This window comes from Olleya sp. AS48, from assembly GCF_038900355.1.
In the GTDB taxonomy this organism is placed as follows: domain Bacteria; phylum Bacteroidota; class Bacteroidia; order Flavobacteriales; family Flavobacteriaceae; genus Olleya.
Window position 1 is genome coordinate 150,960 of the sequence record NZ_JBBMRD010000005.1, and the last position, 14,195, is coordinate 165,154.

General features: G+C 33.3%; 8 protein-coding genes. All 8 read right to left on the bottom strand.

Annotation, left to right across the window (positions count from 1 at the left end; genetic code table 11):
• Nucleotides 1-3: 3 nt before the first annotated feature.
• The 8 genes from WNY60_RS08145 to WNY60_RS08180 all read right to left on the bottom strand — a co-directional run bounded on the left by WNY60_RS08145 (nt 4) and on the right by WNY60_RS08180 (nt 14,147).
• Nucleotides 4-1,194 (bottom strand): acetyl-CoA C-acyltransferase, encoded by a 1,191-nt coding sequence (locus tag WNY60_RS08145; protein ID WP_341587052.1) that lies wholly within the window; start codon nt 1,192-1,194, stop codon nt 4-6.
• 4 nt (nt 1,195-1,198) lie between these two features.
• The gene (locus tag WNY60_RS08150) at nt 1,199-3,607 is read right to left on the bottom strand and encodes a 3-hydroxyacyl-CoA dehydrogenase NAD-binding domain-containing protein (protein WP_145002187.1); all 2,409 of its coding nucleotides are present in this window, start codon (nt 3,605-3,607) and stop codon (nt 1,199-1,201) included.
• A gap of 1 nt (nt 3,608) precedes the next feature.
• Complete coding sequence (locus tag WNY60_RS08155) at nt 3,609-4,064, bottom strand: MarR family transcriptional regulator (RefSeq protein ID WP_145002185.1); 456 nt, start codon at nt 4,062-4,064, stop codon at nt 3,609-3,611.
• Nucleotides 4,065-4,204: 140 nt separating this feature from the next.
• Nucleotides 4,205-5,974, bottom strand: a complete 1,770-nt coding sequence (locus tag WNY60_RS08160) for an AMP-dependent synthetase/ligase (protein ID WP_145002183.1) — start codon at nt 5,972-5,974, stop codon at nt 4,205-4,207.
• Nucleotides 5,975-6,237: 263 nt separating this feature from the next.
• Entirely contained in the window at nt 6,238-7,044 is an 807-nt protein-coding gene (locus WNY60_RS08165; RefSeq protein ID WP_339808789.1) for a helix-turn-helix domain-containing protein, read from the bottom strand.
• A 69-nt stretch (nt 7,045-7,113) separates the two neighbouring features.
• Entirely contained in the window at nt 7,114-10,812 is a 3,699-nt protein-coding gene (gene purL / locus WNY60_RS08170) for a phosphoribosylformylglycinamidine synthase (protein ID WP_342862070.1), read from the bottom strand.
• Nucleotides 10,813-10,976: 164 nt separating this feature from the next.
• A complete protein-coding gene (locus WNY60_RS08175; protein WP_339808791.1) occupies nt 10,977-12,815 on the bottom strand; it encodes an endonuclease in 1,839 nt (612 codons plus the stop codon).
• A gap of 120 nt (nt 12,816-12,935) precedes the next feature.
• Nucleotides 12,936-14,147 (bottom strand): methyltransferase domain-containing protein, encoded by a 1,212-nt coding sequence (locus tag WNY60_RS08180; RefSeq protein WP_145002175.1) that lies wholly within the window; start codon nt 14,145-14,147, stop codon nt 12,936-12,938.
• Nucleotides 14,148-14,195: the final 48 nt, after the last annotated feature.

The following is a 14,195-nucleotide window of genomic DNA, read 5'->3' on the forward strand; positions in this document are numbered from 1 at the left end:
TGATTAATTTAAAAATTCGAATATTCCACAAGCACCTTGACCTGTACCAACACACATAGTAACTGCACCATATTTACCTTTCATGTCTTGCTTACGCATTTCATCAAAAAGTTGTACAGATAGTTTTGCTCCTGTACATCCTAATGGATGACCCAATGCAATTGCACCACCATTTACGTTAATAATATCTGGATTAAGGTTTAATTCTCTGATTACTGCTAAAGATTGAGAAGCAAAAGCTTCATTTAACTCAATTAAAGCTAAATCGTCTTGTTTTAATCCTGCTTGTTTTAAAGCTTTTGGAATCGCTTTTACTGGTCCAATACCCATGATACGAGGCTCAACACCTGCTGCAGCATAGTTTACCATTCTTGCAATTGGCTCTAAACCTAGCTCTTTAACCATGTCTTCACTCATAACCATTACAAAAGCAGCACCATCACTCATTTGTGACGAGTTACCAGCTGTAACACTTCCTCCAGCAGCAAATACTGCTCTAAGTTTTGCTAAAGCTTCTTTACTAGTTCCTGCACGAGGTCCTTCGTCTTTAGTTACTGTGTAAGATTTTGTCGCTTTCTTTCCGTTAGCATCAATGTAAGTTTGTTCCACTTCAATTGGTACTATTTGATCTTGAAAACGATTTTCAGCTTGCGCTCTTAAGGCTTTCATGTGCGAATTAAATGCAAATTCATCTTGGTCTTCACGAGATACTTTAAACTGTTTTGCAACAGCTTCTGCAGTATTTCCCATTCCCCAATAATAATCTTCATGACCAGATTTTACGATATCGTAGTTCAATTCTGGTTTAAAACCAGTCATTGGTACGCTACTCATACTTTCTGCTCCACCAGCAATAATACAATCTGCCATTCCAGCTTGTATTTTTGCAGTTGCCATACCAATAGTTTCTACTCCAGAAGAGCAAAAACGGTTGACTGTTACACCAGGAACATCAACAATATCTAATCCCATTAAAGAGATTAAACGTGCCATATTTAATCCTTGAGAACCTTCAGGCATTGCGTTACCAACAATAACATCGTCGATACGCTTTGGGTCTAAACCTGGCAATTCCTTCATCATATACTTGATGGTTTCGGCTGCCAATTCATCTGTTCTTTTAAAACGGAACACGCCTTTTGGAGCTTTACCAACTGCGGTTCTATATGCTTTTACTATATATGCTGTTTTCATTTTTTTAGTTTCTTAAAGGTTTACCTTTTGTTAACATGTGCTGAATACGTTCTAAAGTTTTACGTTCTGTACATAAACTTAAGAAAGCTTCACGCTCTAAATCCAATAAATATTGTTCTGTTACGCGTGTTGGCTCTGATAAATCTCCACCAGCCATAACGTAAGCTAATTTATTAGCGATTTTCATATCGTGTTCAGAAATGTAATTAGAGTCTTCCATAGAGTCTGTTCCTACTAAAAACATACCTAATGCTTGTTTACCAAGAACTAAAACGTCATCTCTTTTTACGGGTTGTGTGTAACCAGAATTAGCCATTAACATAGCATGTTGTTTTGCAACAGCTATTTGACGGTCTTTGTTTACTACAACGACATCTTTTCCTTTTTGTAGTAAGTTTAAGTCAAACGCTTCATAAGCAGAAGTCGATACTTTAGCCATACCAATAGTTAAGAAATGCTCTTGTAACACGTTAAGTTGTACGTCTCCTTTTTGGAAAAGATCTTGTGCTCTTAAAGCCATTTCTTTAGAACCTCCTCCACCAGGAATAACACCAACACCAAACTCTACAAGTCCCATATAAGTCTCTGCTGCTGCAACTACTTTATCTGCGTGTAATGATAACTCACATCCACCACCTAAAGCCATTCCGTGAGGCGCAGAAATAGTTGGGATAGATGAATAACGCATACGCATCATACTATCTTGGAAGTATTTGATAGCCATGTTAAGCTCATCATATTCTTGCTCTGCAGCCATCATGAAAATCATTCCGATGTTTGCGCCAACTGAGAAGTTTGCAGCTTGGTTACCAACGACTAAACCAGCAAAATCTTTTTCGGCTAAATCAATAGCTTTATTTAATCCCGCTAAAACGTCACCACCAATAGTATTCATTTTAGATTGAAATTCTAGGTTAAGTATTCCGTCCCCTAAATCTTCAACTACAACGCCAGAATTTTTAAATACTTCGTTTGTTTTTCTAATATTATCTAAAATAATGAAGCTATCTTGTCCAGGTATTTTAGTTTGTTTTTTAGAAGGAATATCATAGTAATATGTTGCACCTTCTTTTACTGTGTAAAAAGATGTATTACCTGCAGCAACCATGTCATTAACCCAAGCAGCAGGCTGTAAACCTTCAGCTTTCATTAACTCGATTCCTTTTTCTACTCCAATAGCATCCCAAATTTGAAATGGTCCGTGTTCCCAACCAAAACCAGCTTTCATAGCATCGTCAATTTTATAAACATCGTCTGAAATTTCTGGAATACGATTAGATACGTAAGCAAATAATGCAGTGAAGCTTTTTCTGTAAAACTCACCAGCTTTATCTTTTCCTTTTACTAATACTTTAAAACGGTCAACTACTTTATCAATAGTCTTTGTTAATTCTAAAGTCGCGAATTTTGCGCGTTTGTTTGGTCTGTATTCTAAAGTGTTTAGGTCTAAAGATAGAATGTCTTTAGTACCATCTGCATTTCTTACTAACTTATAAAAACCTTGTCCTGTTTTGCTTCCTAACCATTTGTTTTCCATCATTGTATTGATGAAGTCAGGTAATTCAAATAACTCTAAACGTTCGTCATTAGGGCAATTTTCTCTAATTCCGTTTGCAACGTGAACCAAAGTATCTAAACCAACAACATCAACCGTACGGAAGGTTGCCGATTTTGGACGACCAATTACTGGTCCTGATAATTTATCAACTTCCTCGATCGTTAAATCTAAGTCTTTAACTGCGTGAAATAAACTTTGTATGCTGAAGATTCCAACTCTGTTTCCTATAAAAGCAGGAGTGTCTTTAGCAACAACAGAAGTTTTTCCTAAGAATTTTTCGCCATATTCATTTAAAAACTCTAATACAGAAGGATCAGTATTTGGTCCTGGAATTATTTCGAATAATTTTAAGTAACGTGCTGGGTTAAAAAAGTGTGTACCACAGAAATGCTTTTGGAAATCTTCGCTACGACCTTCATTCATGAATTTTATTGGAATTCCTGAAGTGTTTGAAGTAATTAAAGTTCCTGGCGTTCTGTATTTTTCTAGTTTTTCAAAAACTTGTTGTTTAATGTCAAGTCTTTCTACTACAACTTCCATAATCCAGTCTACATCTGCTACTTTAGCAATGTCGTCTTCTAAGTTACCTGTAGTAATACGACTAGCAAATGCTTGACTGTAAATAGGAGAGGGTTTAGATTTTAAAGATGCGGTTAATGCATCGTTTACTAATCTGTTTCTTACGACTTTGTCTTCTAAGGTTAATCCTTTAGCTTTTTCTTTGTCGTTTAGTTCTCTAGGAACGATGTCTAATAATAATACATCTACACCAATATTGGCGAAGTGACAAGCAATACCAGATCCCATAATTCCGGAACCAATAATCGCTACTTTTTTAATTCTACGTTTGCTCATATTATTTTAATGTGTGTTCTTTTTGATTGTATATTTTTTTGTTTGAGATCAATTCATTAATTGTATCCGAAACTTCGTAAAAGCTTTTTAATTTTTCATCAGATACGTGTTCTCTAATTGCTTCGTTAAAAACTAAAACACGCTCTTTGGCATCTTTACGTTTTTCTTTACCAAAAGGTGTTAGATAAATTAATACACCACGACCATCATTTGGGTTTGGTCGACGTACTATTAAATCTAATTCTTCCATACGTTTTAGGATTCTGGAAAGACTAGTTGCTTCCATACCCATAATTGGACCTAATGAGGTGGAAGGTGTTCCTTCTTCTTGATCAATACTTAATAAAGTAAAACCAGTAGCCATAGTTGTACCAAATTTAGCAGCTTCTTCGTTGTACATTTTATTAACCGCTAACCATGTGGTTCTAAGGACGTAATCTATGGTTTTGTCTTTCATATTGGAATCATTATAAATGGTTATCTTTTCAAAGATAGTAAAAATTTATTATGCATGCATAATAAATTTAAAATTAGTGCATAAAAAAAAGCTACCTAAATTTAGATAGCTTTTTTGCAGATAAGATTTATTTTAAAGTATTAATAACCATAAATATCGTTGTATAATGCTTTATATTTTTCTTTAATTATTTTACGCTTAAGTTTTAAAGTAGGAGTTAAGTGTCCACCTTCTACAGTCCAAGCTTCGGCTGTTAATCTAAATTGTTTAATTTTTTCCCACTTAGCAAATTTAGTGTTTGCTGTGTCTATCTCTTCTTGTATACGAGCTATTACTTCTGGATTAGCAACTAACGCTTCGTTAGTACCTAATGTTTTGTTATGTATTTTGGCCCAATTTCTGATAAATTCAAAATCTGGTTGTATAATCGCTGCTGGCATTTTTTCGCCTTCACCAATAACCATTATTTGATCTATAAATCTAGATTGTTTACATCTGTTTTCTAATAATTGTGGTGCTACATATTTACCACCAGAGGTTTTAAACATTTCCTTTTTACGATCGGTAATTTTTAAAAAGCCTTCGTCGTCAATAACACCTATATCTCCAGTGTGGAAATAGCCATCTTTAATAACTTCGGCAGTTTTGGCTTCGTCTTTGTAATATCCCATCATGACCTGAGGTCCTTTTACACAAATTTCTCCGTCTTCGGCAATTTTAACTTCAGTACGATCTAATAATTTGCCGACAGTACCTATTTTAAATCCTCCGTTGCGCATATCATTTACAGATACTACAGGAGAGGTTTCGGTTAATCCATAACCTTCCATAACACCAAATCCTGCAGCATTAAATACACGTGCTAATCTAGGTTGCAAAGCAGCACTACCAGATGCCATTACTTTAACTTCTCCTCCAAGTGCAGCTTTCCATTTGCTAAATATTAATTTATTAGCAAGATTTAGTTTTTGTGTGTACCACCAACCATTTTCGCCATAAGGTTTGTATTGTAGCCCAACGTCTACAGCCCAGAAAAATAATTTTTTCTTAATTCCTGTTAACTCAGCACCTTTAGCAATGATTTTGTCATATACTTTTTCTAGTAATCTAGGTACAGCAGTCATTACTTGTGGTTTAACCTCTTGTGCGTATTCGCTTATTTGGTCAATAGGAGCGTAGTGTATTGAGGCACCACAGTATTGGTATAAATATATAAGCATGCGCTCATAGACGTGGCATAATGGTAAAAAACTTAAGGCTTTAGCTGTTCCTAATCCGATAGGTATTCTTTTAAAACTCTCTAAAGCATTGCTAACTAAATTATCGTGCGATAGCATTACACCCTTAGGTTTTCCAGTAGTTCCGGAAGTATATATTAAAGTAGCTAGGTCACTAGCTTTTACATTATCTTTTAACTTTTCAACTTCATTTTGGTTAGATTGATCTTTTCCTAACTCTAATACTTCGTTCCAATTTTTGCAATTTTCTAATTGATCAAAGCAATAAACTTCTATTAACGATGGTACTTCTGCTTTTATTTTTATGACTTTATTATAAACTTCTTGACATGATATAAAACAATATTTGGCTTCTGCATGATTTAAGACGTATGCATAATCCTCTTCGGATATTGTAGGATATACAGGGACATTTTGTGCACCAAGTTGTAAAATACCAATATCCATTATATTCCATTCTGTGCGATTGGTTGAGGATATTACTGCTATTTTATCGTTTTTTGAAACACCTAATCTTAGTAGTCCTCTACTAATTGTATTAGCTTGTTCTAAGTATTTTTTTGTAGAAATTGATACCCATTTACCATCATATTTTGTTGATAATGAATTTTCAAGATTGTATTTTTCAAGTTGATAGTATGGGAAATCGAAGAGTCTAGTTATTTCTATCATTAGATTATTTGCGAAGTTGTTAAGAGTTGCAAAGTATGAAATTTTATTTCCATTTCAAATAGCAGTAAAAAAAAGGAGCTGTAATTAAACAGCTCCTATGCTAACTGATTGATAGCGTGAATATATGCTTTTTTGATTTTTATTTAATAACTAACTATTTTTAAATGAATCCCTTAACTTTCATTTAAATTAAATAAAACACATAAATTCGAAGCTAAATTATGTAAAATCTTTTGTTTAAATGATGTAAAAAATCGTAAAAATTAGAGTTTTAAATAATTATTTAAGAAAATATTCTCAGATTTGAAGTAATCTGAGGGCTTTTGGTTCATAAATAATTTAAAGTCTTTAGTAAAATGAGACAGGTCATAATAAGCATAATACTCTATTAATTGTGTTATTGATGCTTTTTTAGATTCGTATTGCCTCATTAAACTTAAAAATTTATAAAGTTTTATAAATTTTAAAGGTGTTAATCCTATGGTTTTTTTAAACTGTACTTCTAGATGTTTTTGCGAAATTGGAAATATTTTAAGAAGTTCTTCTACATTAATTTTACCTTCTTTTTTATAAATCACCTTAATCGCTTCGTCCACTAATTTTGTGTTTTTACTTTCATAAATTTGAAGGTTTGATAGTTGGCTTTCAATACGTTGTGCTAATGCTGTTCCGTGAAGGTTTTCTTTAAAAACAGGATATAATAACTCATATAATTTAGTATCTATTTTAGATAGGTTAATATGTTTATCTGTTAATTTAGAAATATCTGTTTTTAAAATTTTGTATAGCGCAGTTGGATGCAAATTAATCCCGAAATTAAAATAGGGGTTTTGTGCCTTCATCGTGTAAGATTTATAGGATTGCCCAAATACAACGATTCCTTTATTCTTATAAATTTTATTTCTTACGCCTGTTTCTAGTGGTGATTTTGATTTAAAAAATAATATATGCGATTGTGCAGTTGGTATTACCTTAGAAATTAAAGGTATACTGGTTTGCTCAACAGTAAGCTCAAAAAAGTTTTGTACCAACTGGTTAGTGTTGGTACATTCTATATATCTAAAATTCATTAATAGCTTTATGTTCTGAATTATTACAGCATAAACCTAAGAAATTTATTAAAAAAAATATGAATTATCTTACTTTTTATTTTCAATCCATTGCTTCGCATTGGTAAACGCTTCTAACCATGGAGATACTTCATCTTGTCTATTATCTGGATAGTTAGCCCAATTCCATTGAAAAGTAGAACGCTCTATATGTGGCATCATTACTAAATGACGACCAGTTTTATCACATAGCATTGCCGTATTAAAATCTGATCCATTTGGATTTGCAGGATAACTATCGTAACCATACTTTGCAACGATGTTATACTCTTGCTCTGACTTAGGAAGATTAAATTTACCTTCTCCATGACTTATCCAAACACCTAAAGTTGTGTCTTTTAATGATGAAAGCATTACCGAGTTATTGTCTTGAACTGTTACTGAAGTAAATGCGCTTTCATGTTTTTTAGAGTCATTATGAAGCATTTTTCCATGCACCTCATGTTCTGGATTAATCAACTCTAATTCCATAAATAATTGACAACCATTACAAATACCAATGGATAAAGTATCTTCTCTTTTAAAGAAGTTATTTATGGCTTTATTAGCGTTTTCATTGTATTTTATTGCTCCAGCCCAACCTTTTGCTGACCCTAAAACATCACTGTTAGAAAAACCACCAACAGCTCCTAAAAACTGAATATCTTCTAAAGTTTCGCGACCAGAAATTAAATCTGTCATGTGTACATCTTTAACATCAAAACCAGCTAAATACATTGCATTAGCCATTTCGCGTTCAGAATTGCTTCCTTTTTCACGTAAAATTGCAGCTTTTGGTCTTGGTTTAGCGCTATCTATCGTTGGAAGTTTTCCTGTAAAATGTTTAGGGAAACTATACTGTAAATCTTGTTTTTTATAGTTGTCAAAACGTGTTTTAGCTAAACCATTTGCAGTTTGTTTTTGGTCTAATAAAAAAGATGTTTTGTACCACATGTCTCTTAATCTAGAGACAGTCATAGTAAAGACTTCAATACCATTTATAACACTTAATGTATCACTATCAGTAACTTTACCAATGTTATAAAAAGCAATATTAGCGTCTGTAAGTACTTTTTCTATAGCATCATCTTTAGATTGAAAAACAATCCCTGAATTTTCAGAAAATAAGACTTTACAAGAGTCCTTTTGGTTTAAAGCAGTAATATCTATTTCTGCACCTAAATTTACATCAGCAAAGCATAACTCTAATAATGTAGTAATTAGTCCACCAGAAGCGATATCATGTCCAGCTATAATTTGATTATCCTTAATTAATTTTTGGATAGTATTAAATACTGTTTTTACATACTTAGCGTCTTTAGTGTTTGGAGTGTTGTTACCAACTTTGTTTAATATTTGCGCAAAGCTACTTCCTCCTAATTTAAAGTCGTCTTGAGATAAGTTTATATAATATATATCACCACCTTGTCTTTTAAAAACAGGCTCGATAACATTTTTAATATTATTACAGTTTGCTGCAGCAGAAATAATTACAGTTCCAGGAGAAATAACTTCCTCGTTAGGATACTTTTGCTTCATTGACAAAGAGTCTTTTCCTGTCGGAACATTGATTCCTAAGTCAATTGCATATTCTGAAATAGCTTGTACTGCTTCGTACAAACGTGCGTCTTCACCTTCATTTTTACAAGGCCACATCCAATTGGCAGATAATGATACAGATTCTAGTCCATCTTTTAATGGAGCCCAAATAATGTTAGTAAGTGCTTCTGTAATACTGTTTCTACTTCCAGCAACAGGATCAATTAATCCAGAGATAGGAGAGTGTCCTATAGACGTAGCAATCCCTTCGACACCATTATAATCCAAAGCCATTACACCCATATTATTTAATGGGATTTGTAATGGACCAACACATTGTTGTTTGGCAACTTTACCACCAACACAACGGTCCACTTTATTTGTTAACCAATCTTTACATGCCACAGCTTCAAGTTGTAATACTTGGTCTAGATAATCGTAAAATAAATTTGGGTCATAAGAGATACCACCATAATTTCTGTCAATTGTGGTGTCTGTCATTATTGTTTTTGGCGAACTTCCAAACATATCCTCTAAAGCTAAATCCATTGGTATATCACCTTTGGTTTTAGATTTAAATGTAAATCTATTGTTTTCTGTTACGTCACCAACAGTATAAATCGGAGAACGTTCTCTTTCTGCAATTCTATTTAAGTGATCTAAATGTTTTTCGGCAATAACTAATCCCATTCGTTCTTGAGATTCGTTACCTATAATTTCTTTGGCAGAAAGGGTTGGATCACCAACAGGTAAGGCATCTAAATCTATAGTTCCACCTGTGTCTTCAACTAATTCTGATAAGCAGTTTAAGTGTCCACCTGCACCATGATCATGTATAGAGACTATAAAATTCTCGTCACTTTCTACCATTCCACGCACAGCATTGGCAGCACGTTTTTGCATTTCTGGGTTAGAACGTTGTACAGCATTAAGCTCTATACCAGAAGTAAACTCTCCTGTATCTGCAGAGGATACTGCAGCTCCACCCATTCCAATGCGATAGTTCTCTCCACCTAATATTACTATTTTATCACCTTTTTTAGGTGTATCTTTTAATGCTTGATCTGCTTTACCGTAACCAATACCTCCTGCTTGCATGATTACTTTATCGTAACCAATTTTTCTGTTGGTTCTTTTTTCTCCATTAATAATCGTGCTTTTTGCTTCGTCGTGTTCAAACGTTAAGACAGATCCACAAATTAAAGGTTGCCCAAACTTGTTACCAAAGTCTGATGCACCATTACTAGCTTTTATTAAAATATCCATTGGTGTTTGGTATAGCCAAGGACGTGCTTCCATAGCTTGTTCCCATGGTCTATTTTCTTCTAATCTAGAATAAGATGTCATGTAAACAGCAGTTCCTGCTAATGGTAACGATCCTTTTCCACCAGCTAATCTGTCTCTAATTTCTCCTCCAGATCCTGTTGCAGCTCCATTAAATGGCTCTACGGTTGTTGGAAAGTTATGTGTTTCCGCTTTAAGCGAAATAACAGAGTCGTAATCTTTTTTTACATAGAAATCAGGAACATCTGCACGTTTTGGCGCAAATTGCTCCACTTTAGGACCTTTTATAAAAGCAACATTATCTTTATATGCCGAAACGATAGTGTTTGGATGTTGCTTGGAGGTTTCTTTAATTAGTTTAAAAAGCGATGTTGGTTTTTCTTTTCCATCAATGACAAATGTCCCATTAAATATTTTATGACGACAATGTTCTGAGTTGACTTGAGAAAACCCAAAGACTTCTGAATCTGTTAATGGACGACCTATTTTTTTTGATACGCCTTCGAGGTATTCAATTTCTTCATCATTTAAAGCTAAACCTTCTTGTTGATTATAAGACGCTATATCCTCAATATTTAATATTGGTTCTGGTTGGATATTTATTGTAAAAGACTCTTGGTTTAATCCATTATATTTTTCTGAAATCATTGGATCAAAACCTGTAAAGTCTTTTTGGCAAGCTTCAAATTCTTCAATTCTGATGATGCCATCAATACCCATATTTTGGGTGATTTCTACTGCATTAGTACTCCAAGGTGTAATCATTGCAGCTCTAGGACCAACAAAAAAAGCATCTAATGATGCTTGTTCTATTTTTGGCTGGTTGCCAAATAACCAAATCAATTTAGAAATGGTTTGCGTTGATAATTCTTTTGTTGCTTGAACAGCAAAAAGGTTACTGTTTTGGTTTCCGAAGAAATGAATCATTATATTTTAGTTTGAGTGTTGTTTTTTATAAAGACACAAATTTAGGTTTTTTAGGGTTAATTATAGATAATAATTGCTGCTTAATTTAAGAGTTATTCACTAGGTTTTAAACAAAAAAAAGCGACTTAATTAAGTCGCTTTTTAAATTATAGATTAAGATTTACTTATTCTTTAATCAGTTTTTTAGTAATACTACCGTTTTTGTTTTGTAATCTTAATATGTAGACACCTTTACTTAAGCTAGATAGACTAACTTTATTGTTTTTAGAAGTCACATTACCTTTTAAGATCTTTTTACCTAAAATGTCATAGATTTCAAAGCTAGAGTTTTCATTAACCTCAATAGTTAATAAGTTAGATTTAATAGGGTTTGGGTATATTTTTATTTCTTGTTTATTAAAGTCTGTTGTGCTTAATGTTTGATTATGTTGTCCTAAGTTGGTACATGTATCAGATGGAGATTCGGTCCATTCATTTAGGTTAAAGGTGCTATTTCCTCCAGAAATATTTGAATTTCTTACCAAAGTAGTGTTTGCAGCATAAATCGTATTATCTCCTAAAGTACCAATTATGTCAATTAGGATTCCGTTTTTAAATAATCCTATAGCATCATTACCATTAAATCCTGTAATGGTATTATTTGAATCATCTACAGCAGCTGTACATACTGATAAATTACTATTTCCTATAACATACACGTCATTATTATTGATTGATGCACCACTAGGAAAGTTGTATGTTGCTGTCCATCCCGAGTTACCGTTAGAGCTTAATCTTAGTTCATAACCTGTTAGGTCTGTTATAGCTGCTCCAGTAAAGTTTGCAATTTCCAAAGCTTTATTGTTACTAGAACCTTCTATATATTCTGAAAAGTACAAATCGTTACTTGTACCTGTACTTCCAGCTAATGTAGTTTCAGTAGCTGTTGTACTTAATGCAGAGGTGTTGTCTTCTGCGTCTCTTGCTCTTACAGATAGCGTGTAAGTCGTTTCTGGTGTTAATCCTGAAATAGTATAAGTCGTTGCGTTTGATCCTGTATTTACGTAATTGCTACCATCAAAAACATCGTAACTTACAACAGCTGTGTTGTCAGTAGATGCTGACCAAGATAAATCAATTGTAGTTGATGTTGGATTAGAAGCTACTATATTTGCAGGCACTGTTGGAGCTTGTGTATCTGTAGGTCCAGGATTCCATATAGCATTTGCGTATTCTGGATGACTAATAAATGGATTAGCGTTACCTTGAAAATTGTAAGCTGAGTTATTACGTTGTATATCTCTGGCATCTACTGGATCAACATTATTGTGCCAATCTAATAACAAACTAATAGCCCAACCCTGAAATACTTGGTCATTAGTACCATTAAACATATCAAAACTGGTGTAACCATCAACTGTGTTTTCATAACGTGTCGCAAAGTATAACAAAGCTCTTGCAACATCACCTTTAAACTCGTCAATTGGTTCAAAAACAGTTCCTGAATATCCAGGAACAGCACTTGTTCCTTTTTTAGATCCGTTAGAATATGTATTACTAGCAGAACCCACAATACCAAATGCAAAGCTTCCGCGTCCACCATTAACATAGCCATCTGTTGGATACACGTGATGTATGTCATTTTTCATTGGAGAGGCTTCTCCAAATGATGATTGAGGCACTAAATGTTCTCTGTTATAACAAACACCTTCAGCATTGTAATTTCCGCATTGATCAGAGTTGTATGTATAGCTGTATTGGTCTGTAGCAGTAGGTTTTTCAGAATAAATATCTAAAATTGTATTATCGTTTTCATAATAAAGGTCTCTATCTGTGGTTTCATATCCCAACCATAAACCTGAATAGCCTTGATCAGAATGTCCATTAGTAATAATACTTCTTAATTCTGATTTAAGAGCATAACCAGTTAATCCAGTAGCACTATCATAATAATTAGCTGGAACTTGAGCAAAACTAGTTAGTGTTAGTAGTAAGGTTAATGATAATAAGTAAAATTGTTTCATTGTTAAATATTAAAGGGTATTACGATATGTTAATTAAATTTATACATGTTATTTGTAACTAAAATAATTGATTTTAAAAATGTTAACTTTTTAAATACAATTATTTAAGTTGAAATACAATTATTTTCTTTCTAAAAGCGCCATATAAAAGCCATCATAGCCTGATTGGTGAGATAAAATTTTATTATCCTTGATTAAAGAAAACTCTTTACCACTTTCTGAAGCTAAAAATTTGGTTACTTGATCTTGATTCTCTGATGGTAAAATAGAACATGTAGCATATACTAATTTTCCTCCAGACTTAACCATTCTAGAATATGAGCTTAATATTTCGGCTTGTGTTTTTTTGATTTTTTCAATAAATTCTGGTTGCATTTTCCATTTAGCATCTGGATTTCTTCTTAAAACGCCTAATCCAGAACATGGTGCATCAATTAATACACGATCTGCTTTATCATAAAGTTTTTTAATAACTTTAGTCGAGTCTATGTGTCTTGGCTCAATATTATGAGCTCCAGCACGTTTAGCACGACGTTTTAACTCTTTTAATTTATTATCGTAAATGTCTAGTGCAATTATTTGACCTTTATTTTCCATCAAACTTGCAAGGTGCAATGTTTTTCCTCCTGCACCAGCGCATGTATCTACAACACGCATTCCAGGTTCTACTTGTAAATATTCTGCAACTAATTGAGAAGAGGCATCTTGCACTTCAAAATGACCATTTTTAAAAGCCTCTGTAGTAAATACATTACCACGTTCGGCTAATTTTAATGCATTTGGGTATTTTTCTAATGCTTCAGTTTCAATATCTAAATCAAATAAATCGGATTTAAGTTTTTCTCTAGTTGTTTTAAGTGTATTTACTCTTAAAATAACATCTGCTTGCTCATTTAAGGCAGCAGCTTCTTTAGTCCAAACAGCTTCGCCTAAAGCTTCAGCAGCTAACTCATCCATCCAATCTGGAAACGACTCTTTTATTTTTCTAATTTTAGAAAATTCGTCAAAACGACCTTTAATTTTTCTTGTCGGTGTATTTTCAAAATATTTCCAATCAGGAAGTGTGATACCTTTTAGTGTAGCCCAAACCGCAAACATACGCCAGATTTCATCTCTGTTAAATGGTTCTTTTACTTCAGCAATTTCTGCATAAAGCCTTTTCCATCGTACGATATCGTATGTGGTTTCTGCAACAAAACCTCTATCACGACTTCCCCAACGTTTGTCGCGTTTAAGTAATTGTTGAACAACTTTATCTGCATAATGACCGTCGTTAAAGATTAATAATAAACCATCAACTGTGGCAAAGCATAAATTTTTGTGTAAGCGCATTTTTTTGTATTTAATAACATGCAAAGTTACTTAAATAACACCAATTTG